Genomic DNA, 17629 nt, shown 5'->3' on the forward strand with positions numbered 1-17629 from the left:
TTTTGAAACGAGCGCCAGCCGGATCGACTGCATTGCCAACCGCGCCCTATGTTCTCTTCCGCGATGATACAACCGGATCGGTGACGCTGTTCATCGAACCGGAAGAGATCATCGTTGCGCATGAGCCTGATGAGTTCCCGCTCGCACTGGAGCGCATGCAGCAGGCGCGCGATAACGGCAAATATCTCGCTGGCTACATGTCCTATGAGGCGGGCTATCTCTTCGAGAAAAAGCTGGCGCCGCTCGCAGACGTCAAACGCGATGTCCCGCTTCTCAGCTTCGGCGTCTTCGCGTCACCATTAGGTGATATCGTCGAACCTCCCGCAGCCTTGATGCAGGTCGATGATTTTCTGAGCGATATCAAACCCGCCTGGACGCTGGCGCAGTACCGCGAACAGTTCGGCAAGCTGCACCAGCATTTGCGACAGGGCGATTGTTATCAGGCCAATCTGACCATGCCGATCCATGCGCGCTGGCACGGAGACGCGCTCACCGCATTCTGGTCGCTGATCGAGCGCCAGCCGGTCAAATACGGCGCGCTGGTCGATCTCTGCGGCCCGGTCATCCTCTCCCGCTCGCCCGAACTGTTTTTCTCGGTCAAGGATGGCTGGATCGAAACGCACCCCATGAAGGGCACCATCCGGCGCGGAACGTCTGCGGCTGAAGACGCAGCCTTGATCGAGAGCATGTTGCACGATGAAAAGACGCTCGCCGAAAACCGCATGATCGTGGACCTGCTGCGCAACGACATATCGCGCATTACGCAGGTCGGTACGCTCGACGTGCCCCGCCTGTTCGAGATCGAGACCTACCCGACCGTTCACCAGATGGTCAGCCACATCAGCGCCAGGCTGCTACCTGATCTCTCCATCGCCGATATCTTCGCAACCCTGTTTCCCTGTGGTTCGATAACGGGCGCACCGAAAATGCGGGCCATGGAAATACTCAGCGATCTGGAAACCGCCCCGCGCAATGCCTATTGCGGCGCTATCGGCCTCATATCACCCACCGGAGACATGCGCTTCTCCGTCGCCATCCGCACCATCACCCTGTTCGAAACCGGCGCCGCCACCTTCAACGTCGGCGGCGGCATCGTGTTCGATTCGACTGCGGATGCTGAGTACGATGAGTGCCTGTTGAAAGCGAAGTTCGCGACCGGTGAGAGGATTTTGGGATAGGTTGTGCTGCTTATAAGCAGGTCAGTATTCGCCACAGCCGTAAATTAGGAATGACAGCGAATACCCACCCACTGCCGTCATCCTTGGGCTTGTACAACTACTGTCCGGTTTGAATCGGAGGTAGTTTGGCAGAAATACCCTCACTTCCGTCACCCCGGCCTTGAGCCGGGGTCCAGCCGACGCGCGTCTGCGCGTCGAGAAAAGTTCTTTTAGCCCAAGGACTTGGGCTGACTGGATACCGCATCAAGTGCGGCATGACGGAGGGGAGTGAGGTTCTCTTGCCACTCCATAAGGAGCCCGACGATGACGGCAAGTGATAGCCCAACCGTCATCTGATCGAACATAAACCCTTCCATCAGTCGTTTCCAGCCGCCATATTCAACCCATCCATATCCGGCACAGTAATGTGCCTGTTATTTTCGATCCGTATCACGCCGTCCTTACGCAGCTTCGTCATCTGGCGGCTGACGGTCTCTATCGTCAGGCCCAGAAAATCCGCGATATCGGCGCGCGAGAGCGGTAGGTCGAAGCAGGAGTGGTCGTCACTTTCGGGATCGATGTGGGTGGCGATGAGGTAGAGGAAGCTTGCGACTTTTTCCTGTGCGGATTTGCGGCCAAGCGTCAGCATCCAGTCGCGCGCTTCGTCCAGTTCCTTCAGCGACTGGCTGTGCAGCCTGCGCTCCATGCCGGGCACATCACCCGCCATGCGGTCCACGACGCGGCGCGGGAACAGGCAGATTTCCACATCCGTGGCCGCTTCCGCTGTCATGTTGCTTTCCGCCACGAAGGGACGACCGAGGAAGTCCGGCGCAAATTGCAGGCCGACGATCTGCTGACGGCCATCCGACATCATCTTGGACAGCTTCACCACGCCTTTGAGAATGTTGGCATAATAGGGAACGACTTCGCCCTGGCCGAGCAGTTCGTGACCGAGCTCGATTTTCTTGCGGCTGGAATGACGGCTGAGTTCGACAAGCTGGTCCGGCTGCAAGACACCGCACAAACCCCCGTGACGCGCTTCGCAGGCGCGGCAAACCACAGGAATATCCGAATTGTGGATGTTTCGCTGCAACGTATCCATGATGTCTGTCCGATCGCAAAATCGGGGCGAGCGCTCACCATTTCGATATGTATGGGCAGCCCCGATAAGCCGTAATCCCCCACGGCTTTTGATAGGCAATCTTTATGCCCTGACTTGATCGAAGTCAAAGTTGCAAACTGTCGCAGCCTGTATCCGGTAGTCGCATAATTGATACATGCTAAGAGGGCATTCTGCTGTGACCGAGCATCTCATCCGCAAATATTCCGCTGCCGTCCCGCGCTACACCAGCTACCCCACCGCGCCGCACTTTCACGAGGGAATCGACTCGGGCGTCTACGTCTCGTGGCTGGACATGCTGGGGGCGGAAAACCGCATCTCGCTCTATGTGCATATTCCCTATTGCGACAGGCTGTGCTGGTTCTGTGCCTGCCACACCAAGCACACCCTGAAATACGAGCCGATCGCGACCTATCTGAAATCCCTGCACCGCGAGATTGAGTCGGTGAGCCAGCATGTGTCGCGCTCGGCGAAGGTCACGGCGGTGCATTTCGGCGGCGGCTCGCCGACCATGGTCAAGCCTGATGACCTGATTGCGCTGATGGATTGTCTGCGTGCCGCATTTTCCTTTGCGCCTGATGTCGAAATCAGCGTCGAGATGGACCCCAACGATCTGGATGAAGGACGCTACGATGCGCTCGCCGCCATCGGGATGACGCGCGCAAGCCTTGGCGTGCAGGATTTCGATCCGAAAGTGCAAAAGACCATCAACCGCATCCAGACCTTCGAGCAGACGAAATCTGTTGTCGAAGCCGTGCGGGCGAGGGGCGCGCACTCGGTCAATTGCGATATTCTCTACGGCCTGCCGTTTCAGACGCTGGAGACGCTGAAAGATACGGTCGACAAGATCATCTCTCTCAATCCAGACCGCATCGCCCTGTTCGGTTATGCCCATGTGCCGTGGACGAAAAAACACCAGACGATGATTCCCGAGGCAGCATTGCCTGATGTGTCCGAACGCTATCGGCAGATGACCATGGCCGGACAAATGCTGATGGCTGCTGGTTACGTCGCCATCGGGATCGATCATTTCGCAAAGGCCGACGACACACTCGCCCTTGCCATGAAGGATGGCGCGTTGAAGCGTAATTTTCAGGGCTATACGGATGACAGCGCCGATGCTCTGATCGGGCTGGGCGCCTCATCTATCGGCAAGTTGCCGCAAGGCTACGTCCAGAACATGCCCGCGACAGGTGAATATGAACGCATGGCCGATAGCGGTGAACTCTGTGTGGTGCGCGGTATCGCGCTGTCGCAGGAGGACCGTGTCCGCGCCTTCGTGATCGAGCGCATCATGTGCGATTTCGCCCTCGACCTTACGGCCCTCTCGCAGCTTTTCGGCCCGGCGGCAGTGCTTGCCATTGCCGAGGCCAGGCAGTTTGCCGCAGGCGAGCGGGACGGGCTGGTGGCCATGGAGGAGGGCGTCTTCAGGCTGACGGAGGCGGGCAAGCCCTTCGCCAGAAGCATCGCCGCGACCTTCGATACCTATCTTTCCAGCGGTCGCGGGCGTCATTCGGTTGCTGTTTAGGCAACACTTTGCCCTGAAAATTCAATGATGCTTCACGAACCCATTGGCTTTTTTGCGCAAGTTCCCTATGTGGTGCCTCATACATTAAAGACACACGAAGGATTATGGGCGTGACAGCTACATTCGACAAGGTTGCAGACATTATCGCTGATACCAGCGAAATCGACCGCGAAACCATTACGCCGGAAAGCCACACGATCGACGATCTCGGCATCGACAGCCTCGACTTCCTCGACATCGTTTTCGCGATCGACAAGGAATTCGGCATCAAGATCCCGCTCGAGCAGTGGACGCAGGAAGTCAACGAAGGCAAGGTTTCGACCGAGGAATACTTCGTTCTGAAAAACCTCTGCGCAAAGATCGACGAACTGAAGGCCGCCAAGGGCTGATTTGGACGGGTTCGCCATGAGGCGGGCCGCACAGCCGATGAGGCCCGCCAAACCCTGCGTCATGCTCGGGCTTGTCCCGAGCATCTGCAACCGATTGACTGTTGCGACGTGGTTGGATCCTCGGGACAAGCCCGAGGATGACGGAAAGGGTGACACGGCTTTCTTACCAAGACGCCCGCCGATGAGGCGGGTTTCTGCTTTTTGGCTCTGCTGTAAGGCAACCCCAAACCCATCCGCATCCTCGAACTTCTTACGGACGGAACATGCTTCTAGAATATTTCCAGATGGTTGATAGCATCGAGTCCATCGACAGGTCCGCCCGCATTCTCAAGGCGCGCTCCGTCGTGCCCGCCCAGAGCCCTGTCTTCGAAGGCCACTTCCCCGGCATGCCGCTGGTTCCCGGCGTTCTGCTCATCGAAACCATGGCGCAGGCGTCTGGCATGCTGGTTCTGGCCATGACCGATTTCGCCGCCATGCCCTTCCTGATGACCGTCGATGGCGCCAAGATGCGCACTTTCGTGGAGCCGAATGCGGTGCTCGATATCGAGGCCTATCTGGAGCATGACGGTTCCGGCTTTGCCGTGACGAAGGCCAAGATCACGTCTGAGGGCAAGAAGGTGTGCGATGCGCAGTTGAAGCTGCGGACCATGCCGTTTTCCGAAATACCGCTCGGCCCTATCGTCAAGAAGCGGGCGGAAGAGGTTGGGCTTATGGCGGCCATTGCTGCGGATACGTCGGTTTAAGTCGTAGAGATTCATGAGCGCGCGATGGTGGGTGTGGTTCACCCCCTCTTTCCTGCCGGACATCTCCCCCTCAAGGGGGGAGATCGACTCGCTGAGACATCTTGCCCATCTCTAGGGTTGCAGGTGGAGCGGGAGTAAGCGCCCAGCCGATCTCCCCCCTTGAGGGGGAGATGTCCGGCAGGACAGAGGGGGGTAAGCCACACGCACCATCCTATCCTATACAAAAAGCCCAGATTTTCCCCATGAACCTCCGAAAATCCATGCATTGCAACGCGTCTTTGACCCTTCGCCATTGCAAAGCCGCATCGTGAGCATTATTCCGCATGGCACATACGGTCATTGGACCGCTTTTTGATGGCTGGCCCGGATCATGCGGTTGGGAACAGCGACGAAGGATGACGGATGATGAAGTCTGACAATGATGTGGTGATTACCGGGGTCGGTATCGTGACCTGTCATGGTGTCGGTATCGACGCCCATATTGCGCTGCTGTCGGCAGGCGCTGCACCTGACGCAATCGTCGAAACCGAAAAGTTCGCGCCGTACCCCATTCATCCACTGCCGGAGATCGACTGGTCGAACCAGATTGGCCGCAAGGATCAGCGTCAGATGGAAAACTGGCAGCGCCTCGGCGTCTTCGCCGCCGGTCTGGCGCTGGATGATGCTGGCCTGAAGACGGATGCAGAAGCCTGTGGCACCATGGACATGATCGTCGCTGCCGGTGGTGGCGAGCGCGATATCAATGTCGATACGCTGATCGTAGACGAGGGCCTGAAGCGCAACGACCGCGAAGTCATGCTAAACGAAAAGCTGACGACAGAACTGCGCCCAACGCTGTTTCTGGCACAGCTTTCCAACCTGATGGCGGGCAACATCTCCATCGTCCACAAGGTCACCGGCTCCTCACGTACCTTCATGGGCGAAGAAGCTGCTGGTATTTCTGCGGTCGAGACCGCGTTCTATCGCATCCGCTCCGGCGAATCGAGCCATGCGCTGGTGGGCGGCGCTTTTGCTGCCGAACGCCCCGACATGACCTTGCTGTTCGAAGCCATCGGCGCGCACGCACAGGGCGCGTGGCAACCATTGTGGTCGCGCGCAGAAGGTGAGGGCGCTGGCATGATCACCGGCTCCGTCGGTGCGTTCCTCGTTCTCGAATCACGCAAGCGCGCAGAAGCGCGCGGCGCAAAGATTTACGCCCGCATCGACGCCATCGAAGGTGATCGCGGTGCGCGAGACGACAGCAAGCTGGAAAAACGGCTGGAGCGCCTTCTTGCGCCTGCAACGGATGACGCAACGACGGTCGTTTTCTCCGGCGCCAGCGGCTACGATGCCGTGACGGGTCGGGAGAAGGATGTGCTGGCAAAAGTGCTGCCGACATCCGCCATTCGCGGCTTTGGCGGTGTCACCGGTCATGGACTTGAAGCGCAGTTTCCACTTGGCCTCGCGCTTGCAGCACTCGCGCTGCAAAGCGGCGCGAAGGTTCCTGCCTTCGATACGTCCGCCGAAAAGCCGATGACTTCTGTCGCCACGCAGGCCGTCGTCACCACCGTTGGCCATGTTCGCGGCGAAGGCGTTGCCGTGCTTTCCACAGATGCTTGAGGAGTAGACACCATGGCGTCCAGCAATTTCAAGGATCACCTCGGTCGTCCCATCGTCGCCGTTACCGGCATGGGCATCATCACGTCATTGGGCCAGGGGCTTGATGATAACTGGGCGGCGTTGACGTCAGGCAAATCGGGCATTCACAAGATCACCCGTTTCCCGACAGACAACCTGTCCACCAAGATTTGCGGCACGGTGGATTTCATCGATATCCCGAAGCCCAATTCCGTCGAACGCTCCTTCGCCTTTGCGCGTGAAACCACCATCGAGGCCTTGGAGCAGGCCGGTCTTTCCGGTGATTTCAACGGCCCGCTGTTTCTGGCCGCGCCACCCATCGAGCCGGAATGGAGCGCCCGATTTGAGCTTGGCGACCGCTCTCCACCGGCGACAAAGCCGGGCGACGCCTATGACCGTTTCATGGCGGCACTGCGGGAGCGCCCCGATCCGGCGTTCCACGAAGCAGCCCTGTTCGGCGCCATCTCGGAGCGTCTCGCAGATCGTTTCGGCACACGCGGCTTGCCCGTCACCCTGTCCACGGCCTGTGCGTCTGGTGCCACGGCCATCCAGCTTGGCGTCGAAGCCATCCGTCAGGGCCGCACGGACCGTGCGCTGACGGTTGCGACAGATGGTTCGGTTAGCGCCGAAGCGCTCATCCGCTTTTCGCTGTTGTCGGCGCTGTCGACCCAGAACGACCCGCCGGAAAAGGCCTCCAAGCCCTTCAGCAAGGATCGCGATGGCTTCGTGATTGCCGAAGGTGCGGCAACGCTGGTGCTGGAATCGCTGGAAGCAGCCGTCGCCCGTGGCGCGAAAATTCTCGGCATCATCAAGGGCGCTGGCGAAAAGGCCGATAGCTTCCACCGCACGCGCTCGTCGCCGGATGGCGGCCCGGCGATTGCGACGATCCGCGCGGCGCTGGCCGATGCTGGTGTTGCCGAAGGCGATATCAACTACATCAACGCCCACGGCACCTCGACGCCTGAGAACGATAAGATGGAATATGGATCCATGCTCGCCGTCTTCGGCGAAGGGCTGAAATCCATTCCCGTTTCGTCCAACAAGTCGATGATCGGGCATACGCTGACGGCAGCCGGTGCGGTGGAAGCGGTGTTTTCGCTGCAGACGATGCTGACCGGCACCGTGCCGCCGACCATCAACTACACCAACCCCGACCCGACGATTGCGCTGGATGTGGTGCCGAATGTGAAGCGCGATGCGGAGGTTACCGCCGTGCTTTCCAACTCCTTCGGCTTCGGCGGCCAGAACGCAAGCCTTGTCATGACGCGGGAACCGGCTTAATCGGTTTCCCAAATCGAAAACAATAAGAACGCCTCCAGGCGAAGGACTTCATTATGCGCGCCTTGCAACTCGTTGATGATCGTAAACTTGAAAGAGTGGACCTGCCAGAGCCGGATGCTCCGGCACCCGGTGAAGTCACGCTCCGGGTCAAGGCCGTGGCCCTGAACCACATCGATGTGTGGGGCTGGCGCGGCATGGCATTCGCCAAGCGCAAGATGCCGCTCACCATTGGCGCGGAAGCATCCGGCGTGGTCGAGGCCATCGGCCCCGGTGTTTCCAACGTTCTGCCCGGCCAACTCGTGTCCATCTATGGCGCCCGCACCTGCGGTCGCTGCCACCACTGCGTGGCCGGTCGCGATAATCTGTGCGAAAACGTCGCCGGTGTTCACGGCTTCCATCTGGATGGCTTCGCGCAGGAAAAGATCAACATTCCCGCCCGCCAGCTCGTTCTGGCCCCTCCGGGCATCGATGCCGTTGCGGCGGCGCTTGCGCCCGTCACCTTCGGCACCGTCGAACACATGCTGTTCGACAATGCCAAGCTTCAGCCCGGCGAGACGATCCTGATCCACGCTGGTGGCTCCGGTATCGGTTCGGCGGCCATCCAGCTTGCCAAGAAAATGGGCTGCACCGTCATCACGACCGTCGGTTCCGATGACAAGATCGAGCGCGCCAAGGCACTGGGCGCAGACCACGTCATCAACTACCGCGTCGACCGCTTCGAAGGCGTCGTGCGCAAACTGACGAAGAAGAAGGGTGTCGATGTCGTGTTCGAACACGTCGGCAAGGACACCTGGGCAGGCTCCATGTTCTGCTTGAAGCGTGGCGGTCGTCTAGTCACCTGCGGTTCCACATCGGGCGTTTCCTCTGAAATCAACCTGATGATGCTGTTCCAGCAGCAGTTGAAACTGCTCGGCTCCTTCGGTTGCCGCATGGAAAACATGGCCGATGCCATGCAGAAAATGGCGCGGGGCCTTGTGCATCCGGTCATCGATACCGAAGTAACCTTCGACACGATCGAGATGGCGCTGGAGCGGATGGAAAGCCGTCAAGTCTTCGGCAAAATCGTTCTGCGGATGGATTGACCCTTTTGAAAATGTTTATAACGCGCATGGTCCTGGCGTTCGAAAACTTTCGCCAGTGGCTGAATGCGACGATTGCCTTTAGCGTTCTGAACCTGCTGAAGCTTTTGCCAGCCGATCCGGCCATCAATTTCGCAGACAGGATGGCGCGCAAGATCGGCCCGAAAACGCCACGCCATAAGCTCATGCTGTTCAATCTGGCGCGCGCCTATCCTGAGAAATCGGAGGAGGAGCGTATCGAGATTGCCCTGGATAGCTGGGGCAATATGGGCCGCCTTGCCGCCGAATACGTCTTTCTGGACCGCCTGTTCGATTTCGATCCGGCAAACAGCAAGCCGGGCAGGGTGGAAGTCGTCGGCACAGAGACCTTTCTGGAGCTGCGCGACAATCCGCGTCCCTTTATCGTCTTTACCGCCCACTCCGGCAATTTCGAGCTGCTGCCCGTGGCAGGATCGGCCTATGGCCTCGATGTGACGGTGCTGTTCCGCCCGCCGAACAACCCTTACGTGGCAAAGCGCATCTTCGATTTCCGCAAGGAGCGTATGGGCAACCTCGTGCCGTCGCATGCTGGTTCGTCATTCGCACTGGCGCGTCAGCTGGAAAAGGGCGGCGGCATCGGCGTTCTCGTGGACCAGAAATTCCGCAAGGGTCTGCCCACCAAATTCTTCGGCAACGACGTGCTGACCAACCCGCTTCTGGCGAAACTGGTGCGCCAGTTCGGTTGCGATGTGTTTCCGGCCCGCTGCATTCGTCTGCCGGACAATCGCTATCGTCTGGAAATCGAACCGAAGGTCGAGATTCCCTTAAACGACAAGGGCGCCGTCGATGTTCAGAAGACCGCGCAGCTTCTCAACGACAAGGTGGAAAGCTGGGTGCGGGAATATCCCGGCCAATGGCTATGGTATCACGACCGCTGGCATATCAAAAATCAGGTCGAAGACTAAACATCTGACGTTGCTTTTTTGCCGTCAACATGCGTTTAGAACAAATGTTTAAAGCGTCTGATCTGAACCTGCGTTCAGGGCGTACGCTTTAGAATAGGCACCTTCGAGGTAATGGTTTGCGATAACATCTCAAGATTGTGAATGTATATTGTTCTTCACAATTTCTGGGATTTGTTAAAGCCGTGCTGCGTGTGGTAATTTATCTTGTGTGTGTAATGGCGGTGCTGTTTCTCGTTACGTCATTTTTTACGGTGATACCATATAACGAGTCTCGTGCCGCTGGGCCGGAGTGTTTTTGAAAGTGCGAATGGCGCGCTGTCATCCGGGGGGGAATCGAGTTGAAAACTTTGATTGACTTGTTCTGGCAACGATATTCTGAGCTGAAAGGCGCCGTTGATCGCAACGACGCGCAGAAAATCACGTTGCTGGATCGTGAGCTCGATCCGCTGCTGGAAAGTATCACCAGCCGCAAGACGAAGAGTTCCGCCGAGGTTCTCGAACAGTTCCGCTTTGCCATCGACCTCTTGAACGAAGAGGCGGAGGATACCGGCTGCGTACAGCGCAACTCGGAACTGCTGCGCAAGCTCGTGGACCGCTACATCGGCGCAGGCCTGCCCTATGACGGCGCTACGCCTGATGGCGAATCGGCATCGTGGAGCCCCTATGTCATTCTCGATGAGGACAGGCTCGACGATCTCGACGAGCGTGTCTTCGTGGTGTCTCCCGGCTACCGCATCAATTACACCAACGCCATCAATGCGCTCTGCTATGAGGCCAAGACCAATGATCTCGTCGGTCGCCACATCGCCGAATTCATCGGCATCCACCACTTCCAGCAGGCACTGAAGGAAAAGCTCGACGCCTGCTTCAAGGGTCAGCCTGCGAAATACACCTATGCCGAAGACATCGACGGACGCACCGTCGTTCGCTCCTATGAAATGTCACCCTGCTATTCGCCGTCATACAAGCTCGTCGGCGCTATCATCATCGTCAAGGAACTGGCAGATCGCCGCCACCGCGCTGTCGCTTGACGGTCGATCCGGCTATGTCTTTTGACATAGAGATTTGGCGCGATGACGTGGATATTCAGGCGCAATCGACATCCGGTTAAAGGCGAATTCGTTCTAATATCTTGTTGGCTGTATCTTTGATCTTTCTTGCCATGACTCTGCTTGAAGCCTGGAATTGACGATTATCAATATAAAAACGGGTCATCGGAGGTTGGATCGACCCGGTGGCGATCTATCCCGCTAGTTTGGGAGTAGTCCGCTTCGGATATTCAGTTCGACCTATAATAAATTTAAATTATGCATTTCTGATCGACAGGTGAAATCTAGTGTATTGACCGAGTCAGGGTTTTTCGTGTTCAATTTGCTAATGCAACCGAGGGTCTAACTCTCGGAGACTTGTATCGCTAATGCGCTGTTGCTGCCTTATGTTGCGGCTGCTGCGCACTCTCGGTCTGGTTGAAATCGAATCAAGGAGCGTGCGGCGGCAACGGCTCTGGAAGGAAGGACTTTTCCGTATCGCGCGGTATCGGTCTTGCGATCATGCTGATGCATCGGGAAGTGTGTGTGACAGAATGGAGGCTCTCTTGCTCGGGCTCTTCGATACGTTTTCGCTGAAGTGCGACCAGCTGAAACAGGCCGTGGCCGATGGCCACGACGATCTCGTGCGCATCCTCGACAGCGAGCTTGAGCCGATCATCGCGGATATTCTGTCCTACCGGGCAGAGACCAGCGAGGAAGCGCACATGCAGTTGCAGTTCCTCAACGGCCTCATTCGTGAGGAGGCGGAGGACAGATCGAGCGTGATGCGCCGAAGTGCTGCCATGTCGATGTTGATCGACCGGTATTTCAAGGCAGCAAAGGAAGCAGGCGACACATTGAAGCCGCCGCCACGCAAGCCGGAAAACCGTCCGACTTTCCTCGTGCAGGAGCAACCCTTGTTGAACGAAGCGGTCCTTGACAGCCTGCCGGACCGCGTCGGCGTCATCACGCGAGATTATCGCTATCTCTACGCCAACCACGCCAATGCCGCGTTTCTCGGCCGCACACCGCTGTCCATGGTCGGATGCCATGTGTCCGAATTCATTGGCGAGGAAAGCTTCAAGGCCATGGCAAAGCCCGCTTTCGACAAATGCTTTGGCGGCGCGATGGTCGATTATCTGCATCGCGGTCGTCGCAACAGCGAGGATTTTACCACGCGTTGCCGCATGACACCGCTGCGCGGCTCCGGCAAGGAGATCATCGGCGCCGTGATCGTCCTTCAAAACGTCGGCGAAATGGCCAGCCTCGAAATCGGCTGATCACTCAGCCGCCGAAAAGGCTTCCGATAAAGGCGGTAATGGTGGTGAAAGCGCCGGAGTCGGCCAAAAGCTTCGTCGCCATCGCAAGGCACGAAATCACCAGCAGCGGGCGAATGATTTTGGCACCGTTGCTCATGGCAAGCCGCGAGCCGACCTGCGCGCCCAAAAACTGTCCCAGCCCCATGATCAGGCCGAGTTTCCACAGGATTGCACCGCTCAGCGTGAACACCAGAAAACTGCCGAAGTTCGAGCCGAAGTTGAGCAGCTTGGTATGGGCGGTCGCCTTCAGCATGCCGAAACCCGCAAGCCCCACGAACGCCAGCATATAGAACGAGCCCGCGCCTGGGCCGAATACGCCGTCGTAAAAACCGACCAGCGGCACGATGGTCAGCCCGAACACGAATGGCGTGATGCGCTGGTGGCTATCCAGATCGTTGAGATTGGGCTTGAAGGCGAAATAGAGCGCAATCGCGATCAGCAGAAACGGCATGATGGCCCGCAACGTGTCCGGCGGCACGAAGGATGCGGTCAGCGCGCCGAAAATACCGCCGATGAACGCCATCGCAGCCATGGGAAACTGCTTCTTCAGATCGACATGGCCGCGCCGTGCATAGGCGATCGTCGCCGAGGCCGAACCGAACTGCGCCTGCAGCTTGTTGGTGCCCAGCGCTTCCAGTGGCGGAACACCCAGAATGAGCATCGCAGGAATGGCGATCAGCCCTCCACCACCGGCAATCGAATCCACGAAACCGGCAAAAACCGCGACGAAAAACAGGATGACAAAGACTTGGAGAGCAAGGTCGTGCACGGGGAGATTCCAGAGGGGCTATGATGATGGCTGCTTCTGGCACCGAAGCCTGCGCCGCGCAATGGTTTTCCTGCCGTCCGTAGACGCCTCTTTCCCGCGCTGAGCCATTGCGTCGATAGCGTGTCCGTTTATGGTGCGCTCGCTGAATCGCCATCATCCGTGCGATTCTGCCGCTGACGAATTCGAGGACATGGCATGGACAAGGTAATTTTCGACACGGACCCCGGCATCGACGACGCAATGGCGCTGCTGTTTCTGCAACGGCACCCGCAGATCGACCTCATCGGCGTCACCACCGTCTTCGGCAATGCGCCCATCGATATCACCACCCGCAATGCGCTGTTCCTCAAGCAGCAGTGGGCCATGACGGCACCCGTCGCCAAGGGCGCTGGCGTCACCTTCGATCCGTCGCGGCCAGAGGGCCATTTCCCCACTTTCATTCACGGCGAAGACGGCCTCGGCAATATCGGCGTTCCCGATACCATCGACCTGCCTCTCGATCCGCGCGCGGCCCATTACTTCATCATCGATACGGTAAAAGCCAATCCGGGCGAGGTTACGCTGATCGCCGTGGGGCGCATGACCAACCTTGCGCTGGCGTTGCGGGAAGAACCCGATATCGCCGCGCTGGTCAAGCAGGTCATCGTCATGGGTGGCGCTTTCGATATCAATGGCAATGTCAGCCCGGCTGCCGAAGCCAATATTCATGGCGATCCTGAAGCCGCCGATCTCGTCTTTACCGCGCCATGGCGCGTGGTCGTCGTCGGCCTGGATGTCACCACCCGCACGGTCATGACATCGAAGTTCATGGACGAAATGGCGAAGGAGGGCGGGGCACCCGTCCAGCTTTTGTCAGACCTGTCGCAGTTCTACATCGAATTTTACAACACCCGCACCGGCGATGGCATGGTGGTGCATGACGCCTGCGCCTGCGTCTATCTCACCAACCCCGAGCTTTTCGAAACCCGCAGCGGCGCCGTGCGCGTGGTTTGCGGCGGTATTGCCGATGGCCAGACCATCCAGAAGCCCGACGGTACCGGCTTTCCGCCGGGCAAATGGGATGGTCATCCAAGCCAGCTCGTCTGCACCGATATCCAGCCTGGACGTGTGCTTTCGGTCATCAAGGCCGCAATAGTGAACGGTCAGCCCGGCTGATTGGCCGGTCGCGCTGTCAAACGCGGGCAACTGCCTTGCATTTTCGAAAAAACTCGCGTTATGCAAGTCGCGTGCTGGCCGCAGCTGCTTCGTAGGTTTGCGAAAACCCATTCGTGTTTTGCAGTGCATGCGCTACACTCATCGATACAGGTCCGATTTGTTCGTGTCGGCTGTGTCTGAACCGAACAACGAACGCATGTGAGCCGGGTTATCAGGCTCATTTCCACGAGGAAAGAGATGGAAGAGTTTCACAAGGTCAAGCGTCTGCCGCAGTATGTTTTCGAACAGGTGAACCGTTTGAAAGCCAGCGCGCGAGCGGGTGGTGCCGATATCATCGACCTTGGCATGGGCAATCCCGACCTTCCAACCCCCAAGGCCATCGTTGATAAGCTGTGCGAAGTCGTTCAGGACCCGCGCACGCACCGCTATTCCTCGTCCAAGGGCATTCCCGGCCTTCGCCGTGCGCAGGCGGCCTATTACGCCCGCCGCTTCGGCGTGAAGCTCGACCCGGATACCCAGGTCGTGGCCACCCTCGGCTCCAAGGAAGGCTTCGCCAACATGGCGCAGGCCATCACCGCACCGGGTGATGTCATCCTTTGCCCCAACCCGACCTATCCGATCCACGCCTTCGGCTTCCTCATGGCAGGCGGCGTCATCCGCTCCATGAATGTCGAGCCCGACGAAACCTTCTTCGGTCCCCTGGAACGCGCCGTGCGCCACTCCATCCCGAAGCCCTTAGCGCTGATCATCAACTATCCGTCGAACCCAACGGCCCACGTCGCGTCGCTGGATTTCTACAAGGACGTGATCGCGTTTGCGAAGAAGCACGATCTCATCGTGCTGTCGGACCTTGCCTATTCGGAAATCTACTTCGACGACAAGAACCCGCCACCGTCGGTTCTGGAAGTGCAGGGTGCCATGGATGTCGCCGTGGAGTTCACCTCCATGTCCAAGACGTTCTCCATGCCGGGCTGGCGCATGGGCTTTGCCGTCGGCAACGAGCGCCTCATCAGCGCTTTGACGAGGGTCAAATCCTATCTGGATTACGGCGCCTTCACCCCCATCCAGGTCGCGGCCACCCACGCGCTGAATGGTGATGGCACCGACATCGCCGAAGTGCGCAGCGTCTACCGCCGCCGCCGTGATGTCATGGTCGATACGTTCGGCAAGGCTGGTTTCGAAGTGCCACCGCCTGCCGCCACCATGTTCGCTTGGGCGAAAATTCCGGAAAAATTCCGCCATCTCGGCTCTCTGGAATTCTCCAAGCTCTTGGTTGAAAAGGCCGATATTGCGGTCGCACCCGGCGTCGGCTTCGGGGAAATGGGCGATGATTATGTCCGCCTGGCCCTCGTCGAAAACGAGCACAGAATTCGTCAGGCCGCGCGCAATTTGAAGCGCTTCCTGTCGACTGCGGACGATACGTTGCACAACGTCGTTTCGCTCAACGCCCACCGTTAAGGGCATCAAACCGGGTGGCCGTGTCAGGCCACCTCTCAATTTTTAGCAAATCAGGAATATACCCATGGCAGATTCATTGAGAATCGGCATAGCGGGACTCGGCACTGTCGGCTCTTCGCTCGTGCGCATCCTCCAGCAGAGAAGCAAGGAACTTGCGATTACCTGCGGACGCGCAATTGAGATTATTGCCGTCAGCGCACGCGATCGGTCGCGTGATCGCGGTGTCGATCTCTCGGGTATGACCTGGTTCGATACGCCTGAAGAACTGGCTGAAAAAGCCGATATCGATGTCTTCGTGGAACTGGTTGGCGGCGCCTCCGGTCAGGCCGAGAAGTCGGTGCGCGCAGCCCTTTCACGCGGTCTCCATGTGGTGACAGCCAACAAGGCACTGCTGGCCAAGCACGGCGTCGAACTTGCCGTGCTGGCCGAAGACAAGGGCGCTCTGCTCAACTTCGAAGCAGCCGTCGCCGGTGGCATTCCCATCATCAAGGCGCTGCGTGAATCGCTCACCGGCAACCACGTGTCGCGCATCTACGGCATCATGAACGGCACCTGCAATTACATCCTGACCAAGATGGAAAAGGAAGGCCTGTCCTTCGAGGCCTGCCTCAAGGAAGCCCAGCGTCTGGGCTATGCCGAGGCCGATCCCGCTTTCGATATCGAGGGCAACGATACCGCCCACAAGCTGGCTATCCTCACCACGCTGGCCTTCGGCGCCAAGATTTCCGCCGATGATATTTATCTCGAAGGCATCACCAACATTTCCATCGAGGATATTCAGGCTGCCGCCGACCTCGGTTACCGCATCAAGCTTCTCGGCGTGGCGCAGGTTACCGAATCGGGCATCGAACAGCGCGTGCATCCCACCATGGTGCCGCTGGATTCGGTCATCGCGCAGGTGGATGGCGTCACCAATGCCGTGGCCGTCGAATCGGACATTCTCGGTGAACTGCTGATGGTCGGCCCCGGCGCTGGCGGCAACGCCACGGCGTCTGCCGTGCTAGGCGACATCGCCGACATCGCCAAAAGCCGCCCCGGCGCCCAAAAAGTGCCAGCCCTCGGCCGCCCGGCAAGATCCCTGACCGAATACCGTCGCGCCAAGATGAAAAGCCACGAAGGCGGCTACTTCATCCGCCTCACGGTCAAGGACAAGGCCGGCGTCTTCGCCTCCATCGCTACCCGCATGGCAGAAAACAACATCTCGCTGGAATCCATCGTCCAGCACTCCCGCGTCCCCAGCGAAGGCGGCGCCCAGAACATCATTCTGGTCACCCACGCCACCATGGAAGACGCCATCCGCAAGGCCGTCAAAGCCATCAAAAGCGAAAAATACCTCGTCAGCGAACCCCAGGTCATCCGCATCGAGCGGACGTAACGGGCAGGGCGCCCATTCGTGGGCACCCGCTAGACGCAATGCGCGTCCTACGGATCGATCTCCCCTTTGTGGGGGAGAGGGCCGGTAGGGTCGAGGGGGTAAGCCCACTCGCAGTGGCTTCCAGAATGCCCGACGGTTTGACGTCGGCGCAGGCGTCCCACCCCTCACCTGAAAACCCAATGAATGGGCATCGTTCATCATAATTTTTTGATCGTTTCGGTAGACCCGGGATGATCGGGAGGCATAACTCCGCCTGTCATGATGAACAGAGCCAGCCGCTCATTCCCCTCTGCCTTGCCAGGCATCTCCCCCTCAAGGGGGGAGATCGGCAAGAGGCGCGATCACCGCTCTAATCGCAACCGTTAGACGGTTGGCCGCTGCAATACACGTCATACCCCGCAACGACGTCCAAGATGGCCGAGCGCCATCCACGAGTCGATCTCCCCACCTGAGGGGGAGATGCCCGGCAGGGCAGAGGGGGGTAAGCGGCACCCAGTGAGCCCACGATGCACTCCCCAAACACCTCAATCGAAAATACTTCCAAGCTAAATCAACAACTTAAAAGAAATCCCGCAAAAAACCCCAAAATTCCCCCCGCAACTTTCTCAACGGCGCGCGAATCACCCGCACAATTGCTCCGTTCCGCCCTCGGATACACCGCAAGGCG

15 protein-coding genes are annotated in these 17629 nt (G+C 58.6%); 13 read left to right on the forward strand and 2 right to left on the reverse strand.

The window, feature by feature from the left end; genetic code table 11:
* Window positions 1–32 precede the first annotated feature (32 nt).
* Window positions 33–1178 (forward strand): aminodeoxychorismate synthase component I, encoded by a 1146-nt coding sequence (locus tag QRN55_RS22060; RefSeq protein WP_284778331.1) that lies wholly within the window; start codon window positions 33–35, stop codon window positions 1176–1178.
* Window positions 1179–1533: 355 nt separating this feature from the next.
* On the opposite strand, the gene fnrN is transcribed toward QRN55_RS22060, so the two are convergent.
* Window positions 1534–2259, reverse strand: coding sequence for a transcriptional regulator FnrN (gene fnrN, locus QRN55_RS22065; RefSeq protein ID WP_112501691.1), 726 nt, complete (start codon window positions 2257–2259; stop codon window positions 1534–1536).
* Window positions 2260–2434: 175 nt separating this feature from the next.
* On the opposite strand from fnrN, the gene hemN reads away from it, so the two are divergent.
* The 9 genes from hemN to QRN55_RS22110 all read left to right on the forward strand — a co-directional run bounded on the left by hemN (window position 2435) and on the right by QRN55_RS22110 (window position 12166).
* A complete protein-coding gene (hemN, locus tag QRN55_RS22070) occupies window positions 2435–3805 on the forward strand; it encodes an oxygen-independent coproporphyrinogen III oxidase (protein WP_502871362.1) in 1371 nt (456 codons plus the stop codon).
* Between the two features lie 104 nt (window positions 3806–3909).
* On the forward strand, window positions 3910–4194 hold the full coding sequence (locus QRN55_RS22075) for an acyl carrier protein (protein ID WP_103088466.1): 285 nt from the start codon (window positions 3910–3912) through the stop codon (window positions 4192–4194).
* A 263-nt stretch (window positions 4195–4457) separates the two neighbouring features.
* Window positions 4458–4937, forward strand: a complete 480-nt coding sequence (locus tag QRN55_RS22080; protein ID WP_045230345.1) for a 3-hydroxyacyl-ACP dehydratase FabZ family protein — start codon at window positions 4458–4460, stop codon at window positions 4935–4937.
* 402 nt (window positions 4938–5339) lie between these two features.
* Entirely contained in the window at window positions 5340–6536 is a 1197-nt protein-coding gene (locus QRN55_RS22085; protein ID WP_284778320.1) for a beta-ketoacyl-ACP synthase, read from the forward strand.
* A 12-nt stretch (window positions 6537–6548) separates the two neighbouring features.
* The gene (locus tag QRN55_RS22090; protein WP_284778321.1) at window positions 6549–7835 is read left to right on the forward strand and encodes a beta-ketoacyl-ACP synthase; all 1287 of its coding nucleotides are present in this window, start codon (window positions 6549–6551) and stop codon (window positions 7833–7835) included.
* A 53-nt stretch (window positions 7836–7888) separates the two neighbouring features.
* A complete protein-coding gene (locus tag QRN55_RS22095) occupies window positions 7889–8917 on the forward strand; it encodes a zinc-binding dehydrogenase (protein WP_284778322.1) in 1029 nt (342 codons plus the stop codon).
* A gap of 11 nt (window positions 8918–8928) precedes the next feature.
* Window positions 8929–9858, forward strand: coding sequence for a lipid A biosynthesis lauroyl acyltransferase (locus tag QRN55_RS22100; protein ID WP_284778332.1), 930 nt, complete (start codon window positions 8929–8931; stop codon window positions 9856–9858).
* A gap of 338 nt (window positions 9859–10196) precedes the next feature.
* Entirely contained in the window at window positions 10197–10889 is a 693-nt protein-coding gene (locus QRN55_RS22105) for a hypothetical protein (RefSeq protein ID WP_111839084.1), read from the forward strand.
* Between the two features lie 563 nt (window positions 10890–11452).
* Entirely contained in the window at window positions 11453–12166 is a 714-nt protein-coding gene (locus QRN55_RS22110; RefSeq protein ID WP_233123208.1) for a PAS domain-containing protein, read from the forward strand.
* 4 nt (window positions 12167–12170) lie between these two features.
* Here the strand turns inward: QRN55_RS22110 and QRN55_RS22115 are convergent, their stop codons facing one another.
* Window positions 12171–12974, reverse strand: a complete 804-nt coding sequence (locus QRN55_RS22115; protein ID WP_111839085.1) for a TSUP family transporter — start codon at window positions 12972–12974, stop codon at window positions 12171–12173.
* A 195-nt stretch (window positions 12975–13169) separates the two neighbouring features.
* Here QRN55_RS22115 and QRN55_RS22120 point away from each other — a divergent pair, with 195 nt between their 5' ends.
* The 3 genes from QRN55_RS22120 to QRN55_RS22130 all read left to right on the forward strand — a co-directional run bounded on the left by QRN55_RS22120 (window position 13170) and on the right by QRN55_RS22130 (window position 16962).
* Entirely contained in the window at window positions 13170–14129 is a 960-nt protein-coding gene (locus tag QRN55_RS22120; protein ID WP_284778323.1) for a nucleoside hydrolase, read from the forward strand.
* Between the two features lie 237 nt (window positions 14130–14366).
* A complete protein-coding gene (locus tag QRN55_RS22125; protein ID WP_284778324.1) occupies window positions 14367–15587 on the forward strand; it encodes an LL-diaminopimelate aminotransferase in 1221 nt (406 codons plus the stop codon).
* Window positions 15588–15651: 64 nt separating this feature from the next.
* Window positions 15652–16962: a homoserine dehydrogenase gene (locus QRN55_RS22130; RefSeq protein WP_112501700.1), complete on the forward strand. Its 1311-nt coding sequence runs from the start codon at window positions 15652–15654 to the stop codon at window positions 16960–16962.
* The last annotated feature ends 667 nt before the right edge of the window (window positions 16963–17629 follow it).

The sequence above is a fragment of the Agrobacterium sp. lyk4-40-TYG-31 genome (assembly GCF_030209855.1).
GTDB classification, from domain to species: domain Bacteria; phylum Pseudomonadota; class Alphaproteobacteria; order Rhizobiales; family Rhizobiaceae; genus Agrobacterium; species Agrobacterium vaccinii.

Bases quoted from the DNA above. Each gene is read 5' to 3' on its own strand.
- QRN55_RS22090 (WP_284778321.1), top strand. From the start codon at position 6,549: ATGGCGTCCAGCAATTTCAAGGATCACCTCGGTCGTCCCATCGTCGCC.
- QRN55_RS22130 (WP_112501700.1), top strand. From the start codon at position 15,652: ATGGCAGATTCATTGAGAATCGGCATAGCGGGACTCGGCACTGTCGGC.
- QRN55_RS22095 (WP_284778322.1), top strand. From the start codon at position 7,889: ATGCGCGCCTTGCAACTCGTTGATGATCGTAAACTTGAAAGAGTGGAC.
- QRN55_RS22080 (WP_045230345.1), top strand. From the start codon at position 4,458: ATGCTTCTAGAATATTTCCAGATGGTTGATAGCATCGAGTCCATCGAC.
- hemN (WP_502871362.1), top strand. From the start codon at position 2,435: ATGCTAAGAGGGCATTCTGCTGTGACCGAGCATCTCATCCGCAAATAT.
- QRN55_RS22075 (WP_103088466.1), top strand. From the start codon at position 3,910: ATGGGCGTGACAGCTACATTCGACAAGGTTGCAGACATTATCGCTGAT.
- QRN55_RS22125 (WP_284778324.1), top strand. From the start codon at position 14,367: ATGGAAGAGTTTCACAAGGTCAAGCGTCTGCCGCAGTATGTTTTCGAA.
- QRN55_RS22120 (WP_284778323.1), top strand. From the start codon at position 13,170: ATGGACAAGGTAATTTTCGACACGGACCCCGGCATCGACGACGCAATG.
- fnrN (WP_112501691.1), bottom strand. From the start codon at position 2,259: ATGGATACGTTGCAGCGAAACATCCACAATTCGGATATTCCTGTGGTT.
- QRN55_RS22085 (WP_284778320.1), top strand. From the start codon at position 5,340: ATGATGAAGTCTGACAATGATGTGGTGATTACCGGGGTCGGTATCGTG.
- QRN55_RS22100 (WP_284778332.1), top strand. From the start codon at position 8,929: ATGTTTATAACGCGCATGGTCCTGGCGTTCGAAAACTTTCGCCAGTGG.